The sequence below is a fragment of the Exiguobacterium sp. Leaf187 genome (genome assembly GCF_001423925.1).
GTDB classification, from domain to species: Bacteria; Bacillota; Bacilli; order Exiguobacteriales; family Exiguobacteriaceae; genus Exiguobacterium_A; species Exiguobacterium_A indicum.
In genome coordinates, this window is sequence record NZ_LMPR01000009.1 from 575,301 (window position 1) to 597,528 (window position 22,228).

Below are 22,228 nucleotides of genomic sequence, written 5' to 3' on the forward strand. Positions count from 1 at the left end.
TAACCTGTAAAGCGCATGAAAAAAGACACCTTCACGAACGGGTGAAGATGCCTGAAATCGTGCGATGACTCACAGATATTGATGCTCGATTTTGATGCAACGATTCTCAATATATGGAATTCCAGCACCGAGTGCGAGACTTTCTGCTTCGACACTCGAGAGACCAAGCTGATTCCAAATCATCCCGACATCACCGTGAGCAACAGCATCTTTCGCGACATCCGCTAAAAATTCAGATCGACGGAAAACATCGACGATATCGATGTGTCCTGGAATGCTCGCGACACTCGGATAGACTTTTTGACCGTTCCACTCGTTTAATGTCGGATTGACTGGAATGACTTCGTATCCGTGTTGGACTAAGTAGTCAGCAATCCAGTTCGCGGTCTTTCCGGAATCACTTGAGACGCCGACGACGGCAATGCGTTTCGCATCCTTCAAATATTGACGTGCTTGTTGATCGGTAATCATCTAGAACTCCCCCTTATGAAAATAACTCTTACCTAACACTCTATACCCGAACCGAGATGAAGTATGCGAAATCGAGCACGTTTTCGACGTTTTTCAGAAATCGTCTTGAAATCAAATGAGTCGACCGATGACCCGTCGAACGACTTCTCGATGCAACTGAGAGCGAAATTGAATATTCATTCTTTTTCAATGACTGAGGTTACATAATACTATTATTGTCATTAAAGAGAATGTTGTAGCTCAAAAACGATAAAAATAGGTTAAATTCTCACGTGCATCGAGTTGATCAACGACCCGCCTGGCGCATTGTCGATGCAACTGAGAGCTCCCTGTCTGACAATTTAACGTTGCGTGAAATAACTATTTCACGCAAACAAGTGTCTGCTGTACCAACGTTTGGTATACTACCACTAGAGGGGTGATTGTCGGATGAGTTTATTTAAAAACCTAGGAAAAACGATACATAAAACGACCGTTTCGGCTACAGCACCAGCGATTCCGGGTTATGAGCGGATGCCACGCTTCATTCAGTCCTATTTGGATCAGTTGGCAGCAAAACACTTCTCATTAGCAACGATGCGCCGCTACGTCTACGACTACGAAGCGTTCTTTCAATTTGTCGCTGTAGCGTCAGGTGAAGAAGTAACAGCGCGGGATATTCCGCTCGAAGCATTTGTCGAGATCGATGCAGCAGGAATCGAAGCTTACGCTGAGTACCTTGCCTTAACGAAACAAAATGCATCAAGTGTCATCAATCGGAAGTTATCAGCATTACAGTCGTTGTTCCGTTATTTGGTCGATACAGGGCAGTTGTCGGAAAATCCGGTCGCCAAAGTCAATCGTCCGAAACAAGCAAAACGGGAACCGGTTTACCTGACGAAACGCGAGTGGGACGAATTGATTCAGTTGTTACCGTCAAACGTTGAGATGAATGCCCGGGAAGCATCACATTATGAACGAGACCGCGTCCGCGACGTGACGTTGTTCCAACTGCTCGGTTATAGCGGGATGCGCCTCAGTGAGATGACCCAACTCGTCTGGAACGATGTTGATTTTCACGAAAACACGCTTCGCGTCATCGGGAAAGGTAACAAAGAACGACTGATTCCACTCGCGAAACCAGCTCGGATTGCCTTGCGCAAATACGCGATTCATTATCAGATGCCAACGAGCGGCGCCGTGCCTGTCTTTCAAAAACACGGAAAACCACTCAGTCCACGGGCAGTCCAGCATATTTTGCAGCGGCACACGGAACGATTGAAACCAGTCCTGCCCTTTTTAGAGCGCAAAAAAATTACACCGCATAAATTGCGGCATACGTTTGCGACACGTCTTGCGACCGGTGGGGTCGATGTCCTGACGATCCAGCAGTTACTTGGTCATGAATCCGTCGCGACGACACAAGTCTATGCCCATATCGGCGATTCGGAGAAAAAACGCGCCGTCGATTTATTTGATGGTGAACGATAATCGTATTATGTTAACTAAAGGAGAGTTGTCATGAATTACGGGCTCAGTGAACGCAAAATCAAACAGATGTCTGATGCCTATGCTTTTCGACGGGGAAAGAAGTATGTCGCCGCTCGAAAGGTCACGTTGCATAATTATCGAATGGGCGACGAGCTGATCGAAGCGAGTGTCGACGGTGAGGAACGATTCACGGTGACCGTCCGCGTCAAGGCGCACGGTGTCGACGCCGGCTGTAATTGTCCATCACTTGCGATGGATACATCGTTTTGTGGACATATCGTCGCCGTTTTACTCGCGATGCATCATGTACAGGCGCACGGCACACCGACGCCGCTGTCACCACAAATCCGTCCCTTCACGGCGTTTCAAGTCGATGACGCTGGCGCGCGCCATTATTTACGCAGTCTCACACCGGATCGTCGGGTGGCGATTCATTTCGAACTGACAGGACCCGTCGTGACGCTAAAACGATTGACGGACAATCAGCAGCATCAACTGTCCCTGCCCTACTTCGATCGTCTCCTTGGACAGACGGAGTATTTGCAGCGACTCGCCGATGTTTCGTTCAGTCCTGATTTACAAGAACGAATCGTTTCCGGGACACCAATCGTCAAGTTACATCTTGACCGAACGGCTCAGGAAGTCGAAGTCCGCGTGTCGTTTGATTATCAAGGGATTCAGCTGAATCCGCTCGATGAGACGATTTACGCTGGACGGGATCAGGTAACGGAGCAAAGTACCTTACGCTTCTTACGTGAATTCCAAGCAACGCCACGTGACACGCGCTACATCATCACGAGTGACGCCGCACAGTATGCCTTTCTGCGGAGTCTGCTTGACGAACGGGTTGCGCTCGGTCAACTGGAGTTATTTGCAACACAAGCGATCCGGACGACGTTACCAAAAGGTCCGTTCCATCCGCGAATCGAAGTCGACGTAACGGACCGCCTCGACTGGCTCGTGTTCAACTTTTCAATGGACGGGATTCCAGAAGACGAGCTGAAACGTGTTCTCAAGTCGCTCGTCTTACAAAAACGCTATCACCGCTTGAAATCCGGACAGTTCGTTTCTCTAGAAACACGGGCCTTCCAGCAGTTACAACGGGTTCTCGCCCAGATGGAAGCAAGTGAACGGGACTTACGCGACGGACGGATCGTCTTACCTGCCGTTCGGAACATGAAGCATCTGATTGGCGCTTCCGTCCTCCATCTGCACGCCGATTTGCTCGAGAAATGGCTTGAATTGAAATCGGGACAAGGATTCCAGCTCGACTTGCCGAATTCGTTAGAATCACGACTCTATCCATATCAACGAACGGGCATTCAATTTCTGAAGAATTTAGACGCGCTAGGATGTCACGGGATTTTAGCCGATGAGATGGGGCTCGGGAAGACGATTCAAGCAATTGGTTATGTGGCAACGATCCCTGATTGCCGCGCGCTCATCGTCGCACCGGCATCACTGCTCCGCAACTGGGAGGCAGAACTGAAGCGCTTTTTACCCGGTCGACCGGTTCATGTCGTCACTGGTTCTCAATCCAGCCGACTCCGCGAACTGGAGCACTTACCTGACGATACGGTGACGATCGTCTCCTATACGACGCTTCGGACCGACGTCCGTCGCCACCCCGTATATGACGTCATCTTCTTTGATGAAGCACAGCATTTGAAAAATCCGCAGTCACAAACGGTCAGTCAGCTGCGGCATCTGCAAGCAAAACGCCGTTTCGCCTTAACGGGAACACCACTTGAGAATCGTCCGCGTGATATCTGGTCGATCTTCCATGTCCTGTTTCCGGAATTACTGCCGGATTTAGCGACATTTGAGAAATGGTCGTTTGATGACATGCAACAGTTCATCCAACCGTTCTTATTACGGCGCGAGAAACAAGATGTCTTACAGGACTTACCGAAGAAACAGATCGAGCATCATTATGTCGAGCTCGGTCCAAACCAAAAACGCTTATATGCGTCGTATCTCGCCAAACTGCAACTCGAGACGCTGCAACACTTAGACGAGACGAAACGCGAAGATCGTCTGAAATTACTGGCTGGGTTAACGCGGTTGCGGCAAATTTGCAACGATCCGGGATTATTCGTCGAGGGATACAGAGGAGAAGCAACAAAACGAACGCGTCTGCTCTCATTGATTGCCGAAAAACGGGCAGCCGGAAAGCGGATCTTGATTTTCTCGCAGTATACACAAATGCTCGAGCGTATTCGCTCGGATCTCGCGCAACGTCACCTCCCCCACTTCCTGTTGACGGGTGAGACACCGCTTGAAGACCGGGTAGCGTTATGCGACCGGTTCAATGACGGTGAAGTCGATCTCTTCTTGATTTCCCTTAAAGCCGGTGGAACGGGACTGAATCTCGCGTCTGCTGATACCGTCATCCTGTTTGACAGCTGGTGGAATCCGGCTGTCGAACAACAGGCAGCGGATCGCGCCCACCGGCTTGGACAACAATCTGACGTGACGGTCATCAAACTGCTGACACGCGGGACAATCGAAGAAAAGATGACGGAATTACAAGATCGAAAAGCCCAGATGGTCGATGCCGTCCTGACGGCTCCAGACAGTGATGCCTTGACCGTCAAGGAACTCGTTCATCTCGTAACGACAAAGGAGGAACATCGGTGATCCTTGATCTCCTGCTTGGTTACCTTATCGGTAGCATTCTTGGCGGTACGCTCTGGAAGTACATCAGCCGTACCGATTTGGCACAGGTCGGCTCCGGAAACATCGGTGCTCGCAATGCCCATCGCGCCGGTGGGCTCCCGGCCTTTTTATTCGTTTATCTGTTTGATGCCGCGAAGACGGTCCTTGCACTACAGATCACAGACGCATTTTATCCAGTCGCTCTCGCCGTGCTTATTGGTCACTTGTTTCCGTTGTTTCATCCGCGACGCGGCGGCAAAGGGTACGCTGTGTTTTCCGGAATCGTCTTCGCCATCACGCCGTGGGCATACCTTGCCGGACTAGGCATACTCGGTTTGTCATATCTCGTAACGAAAGATAGCGTCAAAGCGGGGCTTATTCCGGTCGTTTTACTCCCGTTACTACCTGTCTACTTTGACGCGGGACCCATCAATATCTTGTGTACCGTTGCCGTAAGTCTACTTGTCCTGTGGGCTCATGATGCACTTCACAAGCCAGTCATTACATAAGGAGGACGTCTCATGATCGATTTTTCCATTGCCACCGCTTCGGACGCGGAAGCAATCCATGAACTGAACTACCTCACCTTCACGGAAGAGATTCCGCAACATCAACCGAATATCGAAAGGAAACGGATTGACCGGTTTCATGATCAAAACACCTATCTGATTGGCAAGGAAGACAATCGACTCGTCGCGATGATTGCTATTCGGAAGCATCGTCCTTTTTCGCTTGAAGAAAAGGGCGTGACGCTAGATGAGACACTGACGGACCCAGCGGAAATCCGCTTACTCAGCGTTCGTCCCGAATACCGCAATAGTCGTACGTTCATGCAATTGATGCGTTTTTTGATGGTCTACTTGGAGCGGGAAACGATTGATCATGTCTATATCAGTGGTACGACACGGGAAGCTAAACTATATGCGCGGTTCGGCTTCACACCAATCGCAGCAACGCTCGGTAGTGGCGATGCCCAGTTCGTACCGATGTTGTTGTCGCGCGCAACATATGAACGATCCGTCATCGCGGACGTTTTACGTCCTCTGCATTTTCTAGCCGGTCCAGTCGAGGTTGCACCAACAGTCCGCCAAGCGGCGCAACAAGCACCGCGTCCGCATCGGACGGCCTCGATGCGTCAGCTCGATCAAGATTTACGGGACCGAATGTGTCAGTTGCTGGATTTGCCACATGTCTCGATGGCTGTTGGTAGTGGTACGCTCGCGAACGATATCGTCGCACAACAACTCAGTGGACATGGATTGATCCTAAACGGTGGCGAGTTCGGTCAACGCTTAATCGATCACGCGGCACGAGCAGGAAAGTCATTTGATATCCACCTGCTTCCGTCCGGTCACCCGATCGACTTAGAACAACTCGCAAGCCAACTGCATCAAACGGAGTACGACTGGATTTGGTTGACGCATTGTGAGACGTCTACGGGCGTTCTCTACGATCTCGATGCGGTAAAAGCGCTATTAGATCAACGAACCGCACTCATCGTCGATGCGATCAGCGCCGTCGGGACCGGACGTTTCTCATACGCTGGCTGCAGATTCGTCACGACCGTCTCCGGCAAGGCTATTGGGGGGTTACCGGGTCTTGCGTTCATCGGGCATACGTCCAGCGTATTGCCTTCCTCCCGGATTCCACGTTATCTGGATCTCGGACTCTATGCGGAAGGGGTTGCTTTTTCCGGTTCCTCAAATCTGTTGCTGGCTTGTCAGGCAGCGCTCGATGCCCTTGATCTCGATCAAGCCGCCATCAAGATGACTTATCTCGAACAGGCCGTTCGGGCGACTGGTTTCAACCTGCTTGCGACTCAAGAAGCACAAGCGCCGGGAATTCTGACGATCGTCCATCCGTCGGCAACGGCTTTAGGAGACGCTCTCCGGATCCAGGGCTATCATGTTCAATATGAAAGCGACTATCTCGTCCGCAATCAATGGCTCCAAATCTCAACGATGGGACAGACGACGATGCGGCACATCGAACGTCTCATCCGTGTATTAGTCCGTGAAAACCAACGCATCACCATAAAAAATGAACAAAATGAAAGACCTCTTAACCCTTGATTTCAAGCGGTTTGGAGGTCTTTCGACTTTAAAAAATAAAAAATAAAGGTTTAAGGATTTAAAACATAGGGGTATAAACTCACTAGCACCGCATCAAACCGGTGACTTACTCACACATGTTTCTCAATATCAGCGTAATGACCTGGGAGAGAAATGCAAAGTCACGAAAGCGTCAGATTCAAAGCGAGTCTGAAACCGATTGTCTTAGCATGTTTCATATTGTTCAGGACTTGTCCTGCTCCTACATTCATTACCTTTTGAGGGCTATACCAAATTCAAGGGGGAAATGAACATGTCAGTTAAATTAACAGCCGAAAAACGCGAGGTACGTCCACGCTCACTCCGTAAACAATTACGTCATGAAGGAAAAGCTCTTGGTGTCGTGTATGGTTACAAAGTGGAAAGTACACCAATCGCATTTGAAGAAAAAGAATTGCTTAAAATCGTTCGAGAAAACGGTGAGAACGTCTTGATTTCACTGAAACTCGACGGTAAAAATATTAACGTCTTGATCAACCGTCGTGATATGGATGTCTTCACACCAACTGTCGATCACGTTGAATTCATCGCCGTTAAAATGGATGAAGAGACAGAAGTCGAAGCAGACGTCGTACTCGTCGGTGAAGCAGCTGGCGCTAAAGTCGGCGGATTCCTGTCACAGACACTCTTTAAAGTAACAGTCGCAGCAACACCAGATAAATTACCAGAGAACGTCGAAGTCGACGTCACGAACCTCGAAATCGGCGATTCGATTTCTGTAGCTGATCTTCCGGAACAAAAAGATTTCCGTATCGTCACAGAAGGCGACATTCAAGTCGCAGCTGTCGTCGAATCTACACTCGAGCAGGATCTTGAGGAAATCGAAGAAGCAGAAGCTGAAGCGCAAGCGGAAGCTGGTGAAGACAACGAAGCGGAAGCTACGGAAGAGTCTTCAGAAGAAGCAAAAGAAGAGAATGAAGATAACAAATAAGTCGTTTATCGATACGCCCTTCGTGGCGTATCGTTTTTTTGTGTCTTGACAATAGACAGAAGATTGCCTAAAGTGAACAGCGTATCATCTATTACCATATCCACTAGGGGAGCCCATTTGGCTGAGACGATTCACTTCGGACCCTTCGAACCTGATCTAGTTCATACTAGCGTAGGAAAGTGGAGCGATCACATCCAATGACTCCTGCTGCGCGCAGTTTTTCTGAGGACCGCTCTCTTTTTTACGGAGGGCGGTCTTTTTTGGCGTCTCCCCCATTCTAAGGAGGACGTACCTAATGCAAAACTGGAAAATGAAAGAAATCATGGTCATGATGATGCTCGCCGTCGCTTGCGGGGTCATCTATCTTGGTTGGTCAACACTCTGGTTACCGATGTCTGCGATCTTCGGACCTGTCGGTGCCAACTGGATGTTTGGGATCTGGATCATCGCGAGCCCGCTCGTCGCAGCAATCATTCAAAGACCAGGTGCCGCCCTCATCGCGGAAATCGTCGCGGCAGCCGTCGAGCTGTTCACGGGTAGTCACTTTGGTTTATCGGCTCTTCTCATCGGGGTCTGTCAAGGACTTGGCGCGGAACTCGTCTTTGCGATGACGCGTTATCGCCGTTATGACACCTGGACATTGATGTTATCGGGTGTTGGAGCCGCGATTGGTAGCATCGTCTATAGTCTGATCGCGAACGGATTCGGTTACTACACGACGACGACGTTGCTTGCGACAACAGGTTTACAATTGATTAGTGGTGCATTACTCGGCGGCTTGCTTGCAGCGATTCTTGTCCGTCGCCTTGTTGCGACCGGTGTCTTGAACGGGTTTGCGGCAGGACGTGCGAAACGGGAAGTCGCATGATTACTGTCGACGATCTCAGCATCCGCTATCCGGGTCAGATGAAATCGGTGCTCGATCATGTATCGCTGACGATCGAACAAGGAACGACCCTTTTGCTTGGACGCAGTGGGAGTGGCAAGACGACACTGCTTCATGCCCTAGCCGGACTGACACCGGAGACGATTGAAGTCGAACAGACTGGTACCGTTACCCGGTCCGGTTCGGTCGGAGTGCTATTCCAAAACCCAGAAGAACAGTTCTGCATGGAAACGATTGGACGCGAAATCGCTTTTAGTTTAGAAAACCGGTCGATTCCACGCGAAGAGATGGAGGAACGAATTGAACGCTTACTCACACTTGTTGGTCTCCCTCTCCCCTTCTCGACACCAATCGCGAGTCTATCCGGGGGGATGAAACAGCGCCTCGCGCTCGCCGCGGTCCTGGCGCTCGAGCCGACGATCTTATTACTCGATGAACCAACGGCTCAGATTGACCCGATCGGGCAACACGAGCTGATGGCGTTGATCTTTCGGATTCAGAAAGAACATGATTTAACGATCGTCTTGATCGAACACCAACTCGATGTCTGTTTACCTTACATCGACAAAATCGTCTTACTTGAGGACGGATCGGTGACTGCAACGGCACATCCGCAGGATTTGTTCCCGCAGGCGTATACGGAGCTTCAAGCGAAAGGAATCGCTGTTCCCTCTTTGTATCCGTATACGTTAGAGACGTTACCTATAGATGGACCACAAGCGGCGCGACTTCACGTGCTTCCCTCAGTCGCTACAGCAGGCACTGCCTTGTTACACGTCGCTGCATTATCGACGAAAGCACCTTATCCGCTGACCGATGCGACATTTTCCCTGCAGACGGGAGAATGGGTGATGCTGCTCGGGGCAAACGGCTCCGGGAAAAGTACGTTGCTTGCAACACTCGGTCGGTTGCTTCCCCATCGTGGAACATATCGGTTCCAGGAACGTCCGGCTCAGCGTTACTCCCGGCGACGCTTTTATGAGCACGTCGGCTATGTCTTTCAACAACAGGATCTGCAGTTTCTCAAGCTAACGGTCGAAGCGGAAATCGACTGGAGTCACCGAGCAGCGACGAGTGACGAGCGCACAACATTACTCGAACAACTGGAACTCGCATCCGTCAAACAGCAGTCACCGCTTGCGCTTAGTACGGGGCAACAACGACGACTCAGCGTCGCGACGATGCTCGGGCAGGCAAAGGATTTGTTGTTGCTCGATGAACCAACGTTCGGACAGGATGGATTGACGACGCGGCGGCTCATGAAACAGTTGTTGACGGAACAACAGAACGGAACGACACTCGTCATGGCAACGCACGACATGGAACTCGTCGCCCGATACGCGGATCGTGTCCTCGTCATGGAGCAAGGGCGGATTGCTTTTGACGGGCGTCCGAGCGAGTTATTCGCTGACGTTCCGTTACTCGAACGCTGTCAGCTACAACGTCCACTTTCGTACCAATTCCAGGAGGTGAAGCGCAATGCAGACGAACGCGTCACCGTTCGCTAAACTCAATCCTGTCATCAAAGGTAGCGGATTGGTTTTCATCATGTTTGCCTTGATTGCAACGAACGACTGGGTCAAGACGTTGGTGTTTCTGAGTTTTGCTATCGCGCTGCTACTCCTCTCCGGATGGGGTCCTGTCGATTTCTTGAAACGGCTCGCACCTTACAGTCTATTATTCTTATTGACGTTCTGGATGATGGCGGCGTTTGGCAAAGGTACGAACACGCTCTGGTCGTTCGGTTGGTTTCATGTCACGTCGGAAAGTGTCGTACATGGCTGGTTACTTGCCTTACGGATGGCGACGTTCGTCTGCTTAAGTTTCGCTTTCGTCACGACGACCGATGCGACCCGGTTCGTGATGAGCTTGATTCACCAGGCAAAGGTGTCCCCTCGCTTCGCGTATGGATTCCTTGCCGGGATCCGCTTTCTGCCACAACTGGTCGAAGAAGTCCGCGTCTTACGGCGAGTCCGAATGATTCGGAACGTGCACAGTCGCTTTCCTGGTGATGCGTTCCTATCAATCGGCTTACCGCTCTTCTCGCGATCAATCCAGCGGGCAGAACGGATGGCAATCGCTTTCGAAGCCCGTCATTTTTCAGCGGAACGGACATATTATGAAGTGCCAGTCGTTCAGCGCCAGGATATTATCTACCTCGGGGTCATCCTCCTGTTTATCAGTCTTGTCTTTTGGTTATGATTACCGCCACCCGTATCCGGGTACACTCTAGCAAGACAAATTGAAGGAGAACGACATGAAACGAATCCTCTTGATTGGTGCAGGACACGCTCACCTGCATTGCATTACCAATGGACCAACAGAAGACGTCGAGTGGCTGATTTTAAATGCCTCGACGTACCAATATTACTCGGGCATGTACTCCGGACTTGCTGACGGAACGTACGATATCGATGAGATCCGTATCGACGTCGCCGCACTGTGTCGCGCCAATGATAAACAGTTCATCGAAGAGACCGTCATCAAAATCGACCCCGATGAAAAGGTCGTCTTCGGTGCATCCGGCAGACACTATACTTATGACGTCGTCTCGACGAATATCGGCTCGTTCGATTGGTCGGAAGACACGACACGATTATCGATCAAACCGAACTACCGGTTACCGGATACATTAAAGCGTTTGCAACAAGCAAAGCGTCCGGTCGTGATCGGAAGCGGCGCAGCGGCCGTCGAGATGGCGGCGTCCTTGAAAGTGGCGGATGTGCCGATTACACTGATCACGGATCCAGAGTTACTTTCAGGACACCCCGCAGCGGAAGCGATTGCGAGACGCTTACAAGAACTCGATGTTCATTGGATTCGAGAACGGCCACTGAACGAGGCGTCTCCTCTCCGCTTTTCACATCATCCACCAATCGAGTCAGATGCCATCATCCGCTTAACGGGTGCGAAAGCACCGGTATTGTTTGCAGACAGTAAGCTCTTCACGGAAGCCGGGTTCCTACTCGTCAATGAGCAGTTGCAAGCGCTCAATCATCCAAGTCTGTTTGCTGCGGGTGACGCAGCGACCCTCGTCGCTTATCCCGATATTCCAAAGAATGGCGTCACAGCTGTCCGACAAGCACCGATCTTACTAGCAAATCTCTTACGGTACGTCCAGGAAGAGGCACTGAAAACCTATCGTCCGCAAACGAACTATTTGACGATTTTATCGATGGGACCACGTCATGCAGTTTCAATGTATGGCAATCAGTATTCGACTCACCCGTTCGGTTGGTACTTGAAGCGCTGGATCGATCAACGGTTCATGCGGAAGTATCGCCCTTAAAAGCGTGCGCCGGCGCACGCTTTTTTCTGTTCGCAAAAACAAGCCATGGACGGGTGTCCATGGCTTGTTGGATTAGACGGTTTGATTTCCTTTAACGTACGAGAGTAACGTTTCGTTGAACTTCTCTTGTTCATCAAGCAACATACCGTGCCCACTCTCTTCGAAGACTTCAAGTCGTGCATGTGGGATTCCCTTTTGCATTTCTTCCGCGAACTCGAACGGACAAACTTGGTCTTTTTTACCGTGGATGATCAACGTATCGACTTTGATGTTCTCGAGTTTTCCACGTAAGTCTTCATCACGTAATGCGATTGCTGACTGAATCGTACCGTGGGACGAAGCGGCGATGCTAAGACCATGGAACCATTGTTGAAGTGGTTCTGGATGTTCCTTCGCAAAGAAGATTTCCCCGAATCCTTTGAGCATCGACGGACGATCTTGTTTCGTGTCGGCAATCAACGCATCGACTTCTTCTTTCGTCATCCCGTATGGATAGCCATCTCGCTGTGTAAAGACAGGTGCCGCAGCTCCTGCGAGGACAAGTTTACTAACTTTTGAATCTCCGTATTGCAAGAGATAGGACAAGGCGATTCCTCCTCCCATCGAGAAGCCAAGCAACGTGACATTCGTTAATTTCAGCTGTTCGATGACTTCATTGACGTCAGACGCCATCGTCTTATAATCGTATCCCGTTGCCGGCGCATCTGATTTGCCATAACCGCGATAATCGATCCCGACGTAACGGTACCCTTCTTCGACGAGCAGATTCTTTTGATACTCGAACATATTGTTGTTTGCCGGCCAGCCGTGTAAAAAGACGACCGGTTGACCCGATCCGACATCCTCGACATAAATTTTCGTGCCATCAACTGCTTGAATGAATGTACCCATCATAAAACCCCCATAAAAATAGATTGACTGTGCATGCATCTATTATTCCCGAGTCAAGAGATATCAAACATCTTAATATTAAAGCATTATAGAAAATTCTGTCTATTATAGAAATTATGGTAAAATATAGTCACTAGGATAAAGGAGGTTTTTCATGAGACGCTATATACATACGGGTATTCTCGCAGGCGTAGTCTTACTTGCCGGATGTGGTAAAGAACAATACTTAGACCTTACATACGATGTTAATTACTGGGGCGGTATTTCGACTACCTTTGATGGGCAAGAGATACCGGATCTCCCGAAAAAACAAACCGCTGCTTTGTTGAAGGTTTGCCAGCAAAAACCAGACATGAAGCACTTACCTGATCGATATGTGCAACACGAAGGATTTGACTTATACTTCCTGCCTCCGAGTATCCAAGGGCGTGAGTTCCAACACGTCCGTTTCCTGTCAGACGAAAAAAAAGACTATCTGGCGTGTCAGCCGATTCGCCATGCGGATTATGCGGTCCATCAGATCAAGCGAAGTGATTATCCATTCGTCGATTGGTCAAAACAACCGGTTAAAGCTAAATCGACGATTGTCCGCTTTAAACCTGTACCAAAAAAAGTAATGGATCAGCAAAAACAGGAAAATGAAGAAAGTAAGCAATCGAAAGAGATGGGACATTACCTCTTCCCGTCCTACCAGCTGTCCTTACCACCGGAAGGTCAATTCGTTCTTTTCATGAAAGACAAAAGTAAGGACGACGAACAAACACTCTTTGAGACGACCGAATCCCTATCCGGTTCCGAATTGAATTTAGCTTTTCGTGTCATTCCGAATAGTGGTTTGCAACATACATCAATCGAACTAATGACCAGTGGTGATCGTATCGGAATTCCATCCGTCATTCAAGATCATGTGATGGGGCAATCGTATCAAATCGAACGAAAACAACTTCCTGATACACTTTCAGTGGGACAGACGGTTCCTTTTGCGACTGTTCGGAAGAAAGAAGAAGGCAAAATCATTCAGGAAACATCGATTTATATGCGTCTCAATCCGACTTACGAAAAACCCGCGAATTACAAATACGTATTCTTTGATACATCGCCAACCAGCTATGTCGGTTTTATCCATCAATCACCGAAACAGCTCGTCGAGAGCGATTATAAGTTTGTCTCGGCAATACCGGATAAATTAGCGAAAAAAATCGCTCAGGAATTAAAAGAGACCGATGTCATGGAGCCACAGGGCACGAAACTAAATCAGAAAAAATTAACATTGATGCGCCAAGGAAAAAGCCAAACGTTCGAGCTATTTGAACGCAAACGCGCCAAAAAGCTTGAAATCTATGTCGTCAAAAAGGGAACAAAGAACGGTGCTAAGCTGTCGGGTACGACAAGTGAAGCACTCAGTGAGGTGCTTAACAAATGAACAAACGTTACTGGATCGGACTCACACTTGCAGCAACGCTCGCGTTAAGCGGTTGTCAAAGTGACGCTCCGAATTTCAAATGGGATTACTTATCGAAATTGTATGATGGAGCGCGGTTTAAAGGCAAAGAACCTCCGAAGAGGTTATCGGAAAAGGAAATGAGTGTCATCATGGAGGAGTGTCGATCAAAACCCGTAAAAGCTCCAAAAAATTATTCTTACGGTGACACGTTCTCCGTCGTGATGACGGCACCATTTGAAGATTACTTAGGACAAATGGCTCGTTATGTCCAGTCCGGAGAACAAACATATCTGTATTGTCAGAATATGGCTGACAGCGAGTATCACCTCTTATCAACCAAACAAGATGTCTTTGCGAAAACGAAGCTGGTTGAACATCCGACCGAGTTAGAAGTACAGCCAGACACCATTAAAAAAGAGGACTGGTTCTCACGTGATGATAACATCATAAACGGTTCTGTTCGAAAATTAGCGCTACCTGGATCAGGTTACCTGGTGATGAAAGCGACTGATGTAACGAAAAAAGACGAACGAAAGACATTCGTCGTCTATGCAGAAGCCCTTACTCCCTTTACTGAAGATACGAAGCTTTATCTGACGTACAATGAGAAATATAATGAGAATGACGATATATCGTATAACTCCTTTGTACGCATACCGCAATTGATCAGTGGACAGCAGATGGAGACGTCGATCCATGCGATGAAACAGCCCGGAAAAGTCCGCTTCATTCCTGGTGACGGCACACCGGAACATTACGGCACGCTTATCGCAACAGAAAAAAACGGACACCAATTCCGCTACGAATTGTCGATTCAGCACACGATGGAACGTCCGTCTGAGCTTGCTCGACAGGACTTATCGGAAGAAGATGTTCTATCCACTATCAATGACATAACACTCTTCCATCAGAAGCAGTTCAAGCATTATCTTTATGATCAAAGCGATTCTTCTAAAGATCGTCTTAAAGTCGAGGATACGATCATGATGACAAGTGATGAGTCCGGGAAATTGCAAAAAGCAATCAAGTCAAGTGAACAGGCTGACGTACGAGGAAAACGGGCGAAGTGGAAATACTTGACGTTCCGAAAAGGAGTGAAAGGACAACAATACGAAGTTTATCTCGATAAGCGTGTCAAAAAGACCGATATTTACTTGAAGGATCCGAAACGTGACGTGTCGGTTCATCTTTCGGCGACAGGTCGTGACATCATTCTCTCCTTATTTGAGCTATACGAAAAATGACTCACACCATAAAGATGAGATGTTGGAGCAAATAAATCAAGGAACACCAGAAGATGAAAGCAATCCCCTCGCGTAACCACTCTTTACGCGTCAACGGTTCACGTAAAAAGGACACGCAAGCAAACAGCAAGACGAAGAAGTAGAGATAAATGAAGCCACCGCTCGTTAAGAAACCAAAGAGCAGGATCATACCACCGAGGACGGACAGGCTAGAGACGACAGGTTTACGATAGACCATGCGGTGTCACCTCGTTTCATCTAGTTTGTTAGAATATACCCAGATTACGGAAAAACAATCTATTTTAATGTACTAGACAACACCCCTTGAGAGGCATCCTCCCAAGGGGTGTTGTTGTTTATTCCACGACGGCACTGTGATCAGCGACGATCGCATATTCCGTGACGGTATTCGACGTCACGAGCGGTTTGACTTCGGATGTTCCGCTATCCCGCTTATGATGCACGCCTTTGTACGCTTGACTCTCTTGCCATGCATGAAATGCTGCTTGATTCGACCATGTCGTCATGATCGTGACGATGTCTTCTTCTGCCTGACTGATATCGACGAGGACTTGCATCCGGTGGAACCCTTCCATTCGTTCAATTCCTTTCGTCGTCTTAAAACGCGCTGCGACCTGATCTGCTGCACCTTTGACGACGTGTAACTGGTTCATGACGATCCACATGTTCTTCCCCCCCTTTTTTCGTCTTCAGTATACTAAAAGTCATTCCGGGTTGAAAACGCGGATGCGTTATCGCTTGGTAACGTCAATCGTTGGATCGTCTCTTTTCCGTCTACGCTCGTCGCGATCATCTCGAAATAGAGCGAATGCGGGAAGGCATCCGGTAACGGTTGGACTGTATGGAAACGTTCCTGATCTGCTACCGACAATGAGCGTTGCATCGGACGAAGCGGCGCTTCGCCATCAGCCGTCGTCTTATACGGCTCGAACCGGATCGATTTCATTTGTTTCGAACCGTTCATGCCGTAGGCGACAAGGTATCGACCTTCGTCCGTCGTCAACAAACGACCTTCAAACCAATCCGACTCCCTCGTCTGTTTCGAACGAATGATTCGGTCGATTCGTTGTGCCTCATCGGTTTGTTGCAGGAGCAAAAACAAGCGGTCGTGTTTCGCTTCAAGATACGCGACGGCGTAATGGTCAGACAGTCGTTCGACGAAGTAGACGTCGCGCGCTTCAATCGGCGTGTTCGTCATCTGTGTATATAACTGGGCGACTTGCTTCGCCGTAAAAGAAGCGGTCTCTTGACGTGGCTGCATCCCCGTCAGCGTTCCGAGCACGAGACCGAACAATAAGATGAGGAAAAGACGCCGTTTCATCAGTCGACCTGTTTGACGAGCAGATGATAGCTCATCCCTGGTGGATAGTCATCGATTCGTCCGACTTCGACGAATCCTTGTCGCTCATAAAACGGGAGCGCTTGAAACGAGAATGTCTCGACGCGGATTCGCTGAACACCCGCTGCTCGTGCCCATTCCTCCAGTTGACGGAATAACTGAGTACCGAGCCCACTTCCCCGTTCCTCTTCGGCAACGAAGAACCATTCAATATGTAACCAGCCCCAGTACATTTCCCCTGAGATGCCGCCGATCGGTTGATCATCACGCGTCGCAAGTAATGTGACGGCTTGTGTTCCCTCGGAGCGTTTCGTCGCATGAAGCGGTGAACGCTCGACATTGTATTGACGCACTTGTTGCCTAAGCCAGTCCTGTCCGTCCTCATTTTCCTTGAGTTGAAATTGCAGCATGTTCAAACTCCTTTCTTGTTATAGTAGTAGTGGAGGTGAATCCGATGGAACCTACGTTCCAGATTGATTGTACGAAGTGTTTTGGTTTATGTTGTACCGCACTCGCTTTTTCGAAATCCAGTGATTTTGGTCATGACAAACCGGAAGCAACACCGTGTCATAATCTTGACGCGGACTACAGCTGTCGCATCCATGACCGGTTACGCGACAGCGGCTACAAAGGCTGTACCGTCTATGATTGTCTCGGTGCTGGACAGCATCTATCACAGCGGACATTCGAAGGCGATGATGCACCTAAGCGACGCCAAGCGATCTATGCTACCTTCCCGAAGATGGTTCATTTGTTTGAAATGATGTGGTACATAACCGACGGGAAACGTGATGTCACGCGTGACATCCACAATCAACTCGATGAGACGCTTGCTGCACTGACTCGGTACGCGGCATTACCAGCCGATCAATTTGAACGACTTGACTTGATACCGGTTCGTCAAACCGTCCGACCACTCCTTGAAATGATTGCATCGCGTGTTCAAGCTCAGTATAGCGGAAGACGCGACCAGACACCACGCGACTGGGTCGGAAAACAGCTACAAGGACGTAATTTCTCAGGTGCCAGTGTTCAGAACCAGTGGTTGCTCGCGACGAACTTGTCGCACAGTGACCTGCGCGGAGTCAACTTTCTTGGGGCTGATTTGCGAGACTGTAACGTCAAAGACGCCGATCTGACGGACGCGCTCTTTTTGACACAAGCACAAATCAATGCGGCAATCGGTAATGCGGCGACGCAGTTACCGCGTCGCTTACTCCGTCCGTCCCATTGGCGTTAAACGGAAGTGAACGATAAGGAGGCACGTTTTCGGTCGATTGATCCGAAAGCGTACCTCCTTTTGCTTGTTATCGTTTACCGAGCGTAAAGCCGTCAAAATAACGCCCGCCGAATAGTGCGAGATAATCATCGACTAACGCGACGACCCCTCGTCGGTCATCCGATTGATAATACAACTCGAATGCCAGCGTATGTCGACTAGCATAGTCTTCGTCAAACTCCGCAAGAGCACGAATCGCCCACTTTCCTTGTCCGATGAAGCGACGATTGGCACGAAGAACGAACTCGATGCTCTGTTCATATAAACGTGACGCAATCGCTAAACCTTCCGCGCGGTTCGTTACACTCTCGAAATCGTCGAGCACATCACTTAAAAAATACCGTGCGCGCTCTTGTTCCGAAGTCGTCCACACAACAGGTCCGTCCGCCAATTGTTGAACGGCTTCTTGACGGATAGATGCAAGGTTTGGATGATCCTCGATCGTCCAACTGTCAGCAATCATTCGTTGCAGGGACGGGCGACCACGTTCCCGATCACTCTCGAAAAACGACTGAATCGTCTCAAAGGAATGGACGAATGCTTCGACCGGGACACCGTCATGGATGAACGACTCCCGGTACGCCTGACCTCGACTTGCTTCAAAAATGATCACATCGACATCTGATTGTGCGGTCGCTTGCCCTCGCGTATGGCTGCCGGCAAGTAAAACAGCACAGTGATTCGGGTACCGTGACGCAACGAGCGGCATGATCCAGTCGCACCACTCCATGCGTGTCTTAGTCTTCAACTTGTTCACCGATTCCGGAGAAGACGGCCAGTTCGTCACCCGGTACGGCAACGATCGTCGCGTCGGCTCGGTGTGGCGCGAGACCGATATCGATCGCCCACGATTCATAATATGTATCCGATCCGTTCAGGACGAGCGTTTGTCCGTTGCTAAACGTTAGGAATAAGTGGGGTGCCGTCTTTCCGATCCGGACACCGGTGATGCGTTCCGCGTGAAGCGAGACGATCAAGTGTAACATCTCTTCCTTCGTCGCATGGCGGACGACCCAGTCCTGTGTCGTCTCGACATCGCCATAAAACAGACGATCCGTCTCGATCCGAAGTCGTAGTTCAGGCGCAGTCGTATCGAACAAATTGATGAATTCGAGCGTGACGTAGCCTGCGACATGGACCGTCGCTAACTGTGTGCCGATGAAATAGGTCGTCAAAAGCTGACGGGCGAGTTGATGATCTTCTTTGTTCATGATGAGCACCTCATTTAAAAAGAATGAATGGTATCGGGATGAGTCCGAGAAACTTACTTCCACTCAATTTACCACAAATTAGTCGATACGAACATGAGAAGAAAGGCTTGTTTTCGGTTTTCTGCGGCACGGAGGTGAGAATACGGTATACTGATGAGGAACTGAAGTCGATCGTGATCGACAGAGAGGAGCTCCATCCATGCAATATTTCTACATGAGACCCTATCCGGATGATCCAGACTGTTCTACGCAACAAGCGGAAGCCGACAAGATGAATGTGACGACACGTGTCATCGAGACGCATGATTCAGCGAAACGACGGACGGAATTAGAACAGATGCTCGAGACCCTTCAGACGGGAGACGAAGTCATCGTCACGCATCTCTACATCTTAGCAGACTCGACGAGGCACTTGATCGAGATGCTCGAGCACATGGAGACACGCGGTGCGACGCTGTGGTCACTCCGCGAACAGATTCGGACGAGCGAGCGTGCTTCCTTGTCGTTTCTTGAAACGGCACGCCACCTGGTCCAGCTGCAAAGTGACGTCATTAGCATGTCGACGCGTGCCGGACTCTCAAAAGCAAAAGAACAAGGAAAGCAGACCGGTCGACCGCGGAAGCCGGATGAAAATGTCCGCCGCGCGATCGCGATGTATCAAAGTAAAAACTATTCGCTCGCTGATATCCGCGAACAGACCGGTATTAGTAAAAGTACGTTGTACCGATATCTCGAAAGCGAGACAATCGATACAGATAAAGGCTGACTCCATCATGGAATCAGCCTTTTTTTAGCTATTTTGCTTTAAGGTGTTGCCGAGCCATTTTTGGAGGGCTTTTCCGCCTTCATAGAACGAGCTGTCTCGTAATTCATACGTATGACCGCCTTGTTCGATCAAGTCGAGGAACGTATTCCCGACGTCCCGGTTTTCCCATTTCCGCTGATCCGTCAAATACTTGAAACCGAAGTTACATTCGACGTTGAAGATGATGTGGAACGGTTCCTTGAACGATTGGACGGCGCGAATCATCTCGATCAAGATCATCCGTTTCGGTGATGACGCTTCGAACGTATCGAACAGCGTTGTCCGGCGTCCGTGAAACTCGATGACGCGGATCGCGCGACCGGTATCCGCTTTAAAATCATAACTCGTCCGGATCGAGACGATGATCTCGCGTTGGTCTGGTTGTACTGGCATGGTGTATCGCTTCCTTTCTCTCGGTCGATTATAGCATGGAGCTGCTTGAATTTAATAGATGTCAACGACTCGGTCTTAAGAAGGATTGTCGTAACCCAAAATTTGTCTTATACTAAAATTACCAAATACATAAAGGAGCGTTTTCGTGAAACATCTATTTTCGATACTCCTCTCGGCGAGTCTTTTGTTCACGGGTTGCTACTGCACCCTCGACGAACGGACGGACGAGCCACACTTCAAATCGCGTGCCCGCTCTATCTCCTCGTACCATACCTTCGACATCGAATATGCGAAAGGATTACGGAAGGAGCAAGTCTCAAACCGAACAGTCACCGTGACGGATTCGAACGGTGAGCGGATGCAAACGGAGATTGAAGTCCTTGACGGCAAAGAGATCCGAATTAAACCGCCACGTACGGGATATAAAAAAGGACGTCGCTACATCATCCACATTCGGGATTCGATCGACGCCCGCAAACAAGTCCATACGAATACGATTCGGGAACGAACCTTCACTGTCGACCGCTGACAGACAAGGTTCGTTTTTTTATTTGGATCGAGCCGGAAAGACCGTATAACTCATCGAGATGACCCCATCGATCACGAGGACGAGTCCCCACAATTGTAACGTCCGTAAGAGACTCTCCGTCTGCTCAGCATCTCCCAGCCACAAAATCATCGCACCGAGTAACGTCCCACCAATCAAAAATGCCAGCACGTGCCGATAGAACCCGTTTCGCTCTTTACGTGCCTTTGAAATGCGCTCCCGTGATACTTGTTCTCTCAGGATGAACCGGCGATACATCCCGTCCGCCCAGGCAATCATCTGTTTCCCGAAGGCGAGTGAGACGCCGATATAGATCGCAGCAAGTCCGTGCGCGATCGTCGCCGTACTGCCGCGACTTAAGTCAAACACCGTTAAGACCAGTAAGACAATATCAATGACCGGTGACATCGCCATCAATCGAAAACCGAGTCTTTCGCGCCTGAATCCATAACGCACGATCAGTCCAGCGACGATGAATACCCAAAATAGAATCTCACAACAGACGATTGCCCACGCGACGAGTTGCATATCAATCCTCTCCTTTTTAATACGACTGTATCATAAAGATAACACCTCTTTTGTAGCTTGACTAGTCTTTTTAATACATTCGTGCTAAAAAGATGATATACTTGAGACATGCCAAAACAAGTCAATCACGAAGAACGCAAACGCCTCATCGCGGAAGCGACGTGGCGCACGATTTCTCAAGTCGGTATTGAACAAGCCAGTGTCCGGACGATCGCCAAGGAAGCGGGACTCTCGCTGGGTGCCTTGCGGTATTACTTCACGACCCATGACGAGTTGCTCCGCTTCTCGATGGACCTCGTCCAAGAACGGGTCCAAGCACGCATCACAACCATTTTCGAGAAAGGAGGAACCCCGGAAGAAACGTTATGTGACGTCTTACTTGAGGTCTTACCTTATGCACCCGAGCATCAGCTCGAGATGCAGGTCTGGTTTCAATTCATGATGTCCGCGTATTCATCGCAAGCGACGGAAAATCCGGACGATATCTACCATATGGTTCAAGTACTGTTGACACAGATTCCGGACGGTACACTCCGCGCGGGCTTAGACATTGAGCTTGAGAGTGAACGGCTCGCAGCACTCGTTGACGGGTTAGCCTTTCATGCTCTGTTTCGACCAGAACGATTACCAAAAGAACGCCTGCGTCATGTGCTCGTCCATCACTTGAACGCCCTCTTCGTCCGTCCTTTAGCGATCGACGACAAATAACC

General features: G+C 49.4%; 25 protein-coding genes and 1 riboswitch. Of the genes, 15 read left to right on the plus strand and 10 right to left on the minus strand.

Annotation, left to right across the window (positions count from 1 at the left end):
- Positions 1-69: 69 nt before the first annotated feature.
- Positions 70-471 (minus strand): CoA-binding protein, encoded by a 402-nt coding sequence (locus tag ASF99_RS07155; protein ID WP_023468336.1) that lies wholly within the window; start codon positions 469-471, stop codon positions 70-72.
- A gap of 429 nt (positions 472-900) precedes the next feature.
- Between ASF99_RS07155 and ASF99_RS07160 the strand changes: the two genes are divergently transcribed.
- The 9 genes from ASF99_RS07160 (at position 901) to ASF99_RS07200 (ending at position 11,816) form a co-directional block, all read left to right on the plus strand.
- Positions 901-1,941: a tyrosine-type recombinase/integrase gene (locus tag ASF99_RS07160; RefSeq protein ID WP_055968139.1), complete on the plus strand. Its 1,041-nt coding sequence runs from the start codon at positions 901-903 to the stop codon at positions 1,939-1,941.
- Positions 1,942-1,971: 30 nt separating this feature from the next.
- Complete coding sequence (locus ASF99_RS07165) at positions 1,972-4,581, plus strand: DEAD/DEAH box helicase (protein WP_055968142.1); 2,610 nt, start codon at positions 1,972-1,974, stop codon at positions 4,579-4,581.
- Complete coding sequence (locus tag ASF99_RS07170) at positions 4,578-5,108, plus strand: glycerol-3-phosphate acyltransferase (protein ID WP_055968144.1); 531 nt, start codon at positions 4,578-4,580, stop codon at positions 5,106-5,108. Before ASF99_RS07165 ends, ASF99_RS07170 begins: the two co-directional genes overlap by 4 nt.
- 12 nt (positions 5,109-5,120) lie before the next feature.
- Entirely contained in the window at positions 5,121-6,671 is a 1,551-nt protein-coding gene (locus tag ASF99_RS07175) for a GNAT family N-acetyltransferase (RefSeq protein ID WP_055968148.1), read from the plus strand.
- A gap of 292 nt (positions 6,672-6,963) precedes the next feature.
- Positions 6,964-7,641, plus strand: coding sequence for a 50S ribosomal protein L25/general stress protein Ctc (locus ASF99_RS07180; protein WP_055968151.1), 678 nt, complete (start codon positions 6,964-6,966; stop codon positions 7,639-7,641).
- 95 nt (positions 7,642-7,736) lie between these two features.
- A riboswitch (TPP riboswitch) is annotated at positions 7,737-7,836 on the plus strand.
- Between the two features lie 100 nt (positions 7,837-7,936).
- Positions 7,937-8,509, plus strand: coding sequence for an ECF transporter S component (locus tag ASF99_RS07185; protein ID WP_055968153.1), 573 nt, complete (start codon positions 7,937-7,939; stop codon positions 8,507-8,509).
- Entirely contained in the window at positions 8,506-10,035 is a 1,530-nt protein-coding gene (locus ASF99_RS07190; RefSeq protein WP_055968156.1) for an ABC transporter ATP-binding protein, read from the plus strand. The genes ASF99_RS07185 and ASF99_RS07190 overlap by 4 nt, the downstream gene beginning before the upstream one ends.
- A complete protein-coding gene (locus tag ASF99_RS07195) occupies positions 10,007-10,729 on the plus strand; it encodes an energy-coupling factor transporter transmembrane component T family protein (RefSeq protein WP_082487063.1) in 723 nt (240 codons plus the stop codon). Before ASF99_RS07190 ends, ASF99_RS07195 begins: the two co-directional genes overlap by 29 nt.
- Before the next feature lie 55 nt (positions 10,730-10,784).
- Complete coding sequence (locus tag ASF99_RS07200; RefSeq protein WP_055968159.1) at positions 10,785-11,816, plus strand: NAD(P)/FAD-dependent oxidoreductase; 1,032 nt, start codon at positions 10,785-10,787, stop codon at positions 11,814-11,816.
- Positions 11,817-11,888: 72 nt separating this feature from the next.
- On the opposite strand, the gene ASF99_RS07205 is transcribed toward ASF99_RS07200, so the two are convergent.
- On the minus strand, positions 11,889-12,707 hold the full coding sequence (locus ASF99_RS07205; protein WP_055968162.1) for an alpha/beta fold hydrolase: 819 nt from the start codon (positions 12,705-12,707) through the stop codon (positions 11,889-11,891).
- A gap of 154 nt (positions 12,708-12,861) precedes the next feature.
- On the opposite strand from ASF99_RS07205, the gene ASF99_RS07210 reads away from it, so the two are divergent.
- Both ASF99_RS07210 and ASF99_RS07215 read left to right on the plus strand, forming a co-directional pair.
- The gene (locus ASF99_RS07210; RefSeq protein ID WP_055968165.1) at positions 12,862-14,130 is read left to right on the plus strand and encodes a hypothetical protein; all 1,269 of its coding nucleotides are present in this window, start codon (positions 12,862-12,864) and stop codon (positions 14,128-14,130) included.
- A complete protein-coding gene (locus ASF99_RS07215) occupies positions 14,127-15,395 on the plus strand; it encodes a hypothetical protein (protein ID WP_055968168.1) in 1,269 nt (422 codons plus the stop codon). The genes ASF99_RS07210 and ASF99_RS07215 overlap by 4 nt, the downstream gene beginning before the upstream one ends.
- 1 nt (position 15,396) lies before the next feature.
- Here the strand turns inward: ASF99_RS07215 and ASF99_RS07220 are convergent, their stop codons facing one another.
- The 4 genes from ASF99_RS07220 to ASF99_RS07235 all read right to left on the minus strand — a co-directional run bounded on the left by ASF99_RS07220 (position 15,397) and on the right by ASF99_RS07235 (position 17,165).
- Positions 15,397-15,633, minus strand: a complete 237-nt coding sequence (locus ASF99_RS07220) for a hypothetical protein (RefSeq protein ID WP_055968171.1) — start codon at positions 15,631-15,633, stop codon at positions 15,397-15,399.
- Between the two features lie 118 nt (positions 15,634-15,751).
- Entirely contained in the window at positions 15,752-16,081 is a 330-nt protein-coding gene (locus tag ASF99_RS07225) for an antibiotic biosynthesis monooxygenase (protein ID WP_055968174.1), read from the minus strand.
- A gap of 32 nt (positions 16,082-16,113) precedes the next feature.
- The gene (locus ASF99_RS07230) at positions 16,114-16,737 is read right to left on the minus strand and encodes a hypothetical protein (protein WP_055968177.1); all 624 of its coding nucleotides are present in this window, start codon (positions 16,735-16,737) and stop codon (positions 16,114-16,116) included.
- The gene (locus tag ASF99_RS07235) at positions 16,737-17,165 is read right to left on the minus strand and encodes a GNAT family N-acetyltransferase (RefSeq protein ID WP_055968180.1); all 429 of its coding nucleotides are present in this window, start codon (positions 17,163-17,165) and stop codon (positions 16,737-16,739) included. The genes ASF99_RS07230 and ASF99_RS07235 overlap by 1 nt, the downstream gene beginning before the upstream one ends.
- Before the next feature lie 44 nt (positions 17,166-17,209).
- Here ASF99_RS07235 and ASF99_RS07240 point away from each other — a divergent pair, with 44 nt between their 5' ends.
- The gene (locus ASF99_RS07240; protein ID WP_055968182.1) at positions 17,210-17,995 is read left to right on the plus strand and encodes a pentapeptide repeat-containing protein; all 786 of its coding nucleotides are present in this window, start codon (positions 17,210-17,212) and stop codon (positions 17,993-17,995) included.
- A 67-nt stretch (positions 17,996-18,062) separates the two neighbouring features.
- On the opposite strand, the gene ASF99_RS07245 is transcribed toward ASF99_RS07240, so the two are convergent.
- Positions 18,063-18,890 (minus strand): nucleotidyltransferase domain-containing protein, encoded by an 828-nt coding sequence (locus ASF99_RS07245; RefSeq protein WP_235515882.1) that lies wholly within the window; start codon positions 18,888-18,890, stop codon positions 18,063-18,065.
- Complete coding sequence (locus tag ASF99_RS07250; RefSeq protein ID WP_029341746.1) at positions 18,772-19,245, minus strand: hypothetical protein; 474 nt, start codon at positions 19,243-19,245, stop codon at positions 18,772-18,774. The genes ASF99_RS07245 and ASF99_RS07250 overlap by 119 nt, the downstream gene beginning before the upstream one ends.
- Positions 19,246-19,444: 199 nt before the next feature.
- Between ASF99_RS07250 and ASF99_RS07255 the strand changes: the two genes are divergently transcribed.
- Positions 19,445-20,011 (plus strand): recombinase family protein, encoded by a 567-nt coding sequence (locus ASF99_RS07255; RefSeq protein WP_023468356.1) that lies wholly within the window; start codon positions 19,445-19,447, stop codon positions 20,009-20,011.
- 24 nt (positions 20,012-20,035) lie between these two features.
- Here ASF99_RS07255 and ASF99_RS07260 read toward each other — a convergent pair whose 3' ends face one another.
- Positions 20,036-20,443 (minus strand): hypothetical protein, encoded by a 408-nt coding sequence (locus ASF99_RS07260; RefSeq protein WP_023468357.1) that lies wholly within the window; start codon positions 20,441-20,443, stop codon positions 20,036-20,038.
- Between the two features lie 145 nt (positions 20,444-20,588).
- Here ASF99_RS07260 and ASF99_RS07265 point away from each other — a divergent pair, with 145 nt between their 5' ends.
- Positions 20,589-20,972, plus strand: a complete 384-nt coding sequence (locus ASF99_RS07265) for a hypothetical protein (RefSeq protein ID WP_023468358.1) — start codon at positions 20,589-20,591, stop codon at positions 20,970-20,972.
- A gap of 18 nt (positions 20,973-20,990) precedes the next feature.
- Here ASF99_RS07265 and ASF99_RS07270 read toward each other — a convergent pair whose 3' ends face one another.
- A complete protein-coding gene (locus ASF99_RS07270) occupies positions 20,991-21,518 on the minus strand; it encodes a hypothetical protein (protein ID WP_035397269.1) in 528 nt (175 codons plus the stop codon).
- A gap of 108 nt (positions 21,519-21,626) precedes the next feature.
- On the opposite strand from ASF99_RS07270, the gene ASF99_RS07275 reads away from it, so the two are divergent.
- Complete coding sequence (locus ASF99_RS07275) at positions 21,627-22,226, plus strand: TetR/AcrR family transcriptional regulator (RefSeq protein WP_055968188.1); 600 nt, start codon at positions 21,627-21,629, stop codon at positions 22,224-22,226.
- Positions 22,227-22,228 lie beyond the last annotated feature (2 nt).

Excerpts from the sequence above, each read along its gene's own strand:
- ASF99_RS07255 (WP_023468356.1), top strand. The coding sequence starts at position 19,445 with ATGCAATATTTCTACATGAGACCCTATCCGGATGATCCAGACTGTTCT.
- ASF99_RS07270 (WP_035397269.1), bottom strand. The coding sequence starts at position 21,518 with ATGCAACTCGTCGCGTGGGCAATCGTCTGTTGTGAGATTCTATTTTGG.
- ASF99_RS07230 (WP_055968177.1), bottom strand. The coding sequence starts at position 16,737 with ATGAAACGGCGTCTTTTCCTCATCTTATTGTTCGGTCTCGTGCTCGGA.
- ASF99_RS07220 (WP_055968171.1), bottom strand. The coding sequence starts at position 15,633 with ATGGTCTATCGTAAACCTGTCGTCTCTAGCCTGTCCGTCCTCGGTGGT.
- ASF99_RS07250 (WP_029341746.1), bottom strand. The coding sequence starts at position 19,245 with ATGAACAAAGAAGATCATCAACTCGCCCGTCAGCTTTTGACGACCTAT.
- ASF99_RS07200 (WP_055968159.1), top strand. The coding sequence starts at position 10,785 with ATGAAACGAATCCTCTTGATTGGTGCAGGACACGCTCACCTGCATTGC.
- ASF99_RS07175 (WP_055968148.1), top strand. The coding sequence starts at position 5,121 with ATGATCGATTTTTCCATTGCCACCGCTTCGGACGCGGAAGCAATCCAT.
- ASF99_RS07190 (WP_055968156.1), top strand. The coding sequence starts at position 8,506 with ATGATTACTGTCGACGATCTCAGCATCCGCTATCCGGGTCAGATGAAA.
- ASF99_RS07180 (WP_055968151.1), top strand. The coding sequence starts at position 6,964 with ATGTCAGTTAAATTAACAGCCGAAAAACGCGAGGTACGTCCACGCTCA.
- ASF99_RS07225 (WP_055968174.1), bottom strand. The coding sequence starts at position 16,081 with ATGTGGATCGTCATGAACCAGTTACACGTCGTCAAAGGTGCAGCAGAT.
- ASF99_RS07245 (WP_235515882.1), bottom strand. The coding sequence starts at position 18,890 with ATGAATCGTGGGCGATCGATATCGGTCTCGCGCCACACCGAGCCGACG.
- ASF99_RS07205 (WP_055968162.1), bottom strand. The coding sequence starts at position 12,707 with ATGGGTACATTCATTCAAGCAGTTGATGGCACGAAAATTTATGTCGAG.
- ASF99_RS07160 (WP_055968139.1), top strand. The coding sequence starts at position 901 with ATGAGTTTATTTAAAAACCTAGGAAAAACGATACATAAAACGACCGTT.
- ASF99_RS07240 (WP_055968182.1), top strand. The coding sequence starts at position 17,210 with ATGGAACCTACGTTCCAGATTGATTGTACGAAGTGTTTTGGTTTATGT.
- ASF99_RS07275 (WP_055968188.1), top strand. The coding sequence starts at position 21,627 with ATGCCAAAACAAGTCAATCACGAAGAACGCAAACGCCTCATCGCGGAA.
- ASF99_RS07155 (WP_023468336.1), bottom strand. The coding sequence starts at position 471 with ATGATTACCGATCAACAAGCACGTCAATATTTGAAGGATGCGAAACGC.
- ASF99_RS07260 (WP_023468357.1), bottom strand. The coding sequence starts at position 20,443 with ATGCCAGTACAACCAGACCAACGCGAGATCATCGTCTCGATCCGGACG.
- ASF99_RS07215 (WP_055968168.1), top strand. The coding sequence starts at position 14,127 with ATGAACAAACGTTACTGGATCGGACTCACACTTGCAGCAACGCTCGCG.
- ASF99_RS07210 (WP_055968165.1), top strand. The coding sequence starts at position 12,862 with ATGAGACGCTATATACATACGGGTATTCTCGCAGGCGTAGTCTTACTT.
- ASF99_RS07195 (WP_082487063.1), top strand. The coding sequence starts at position 10,007 with ATGCAGACGAACGCGTCACCGTTCGCTAAACTCAATCCTGTCATCAAA.
- ASF99_RS07235 (WP_055968180.1), bottom strand. The coding sequence starts at position 17,165 with ATGCTGCAATTTCAACTCAAGGAAAATGAGGACGGACAGGACTGGCTT.
- ASF99_RS07165 (WP_055968142.1), top strand. The coding sequence starts at position 1,972 with ATGAATTACGGGCTCAGTGAACGCAAAATCAAACAGATGTCTGATGCC.
- ASF99_RS07185 (WP_055968153.1), top strand. The coding sequence starts at position 7,937 with ATGCAAAACTGGAAAATGAAAGAAATCATGGTCATGATGATGCTCGCC.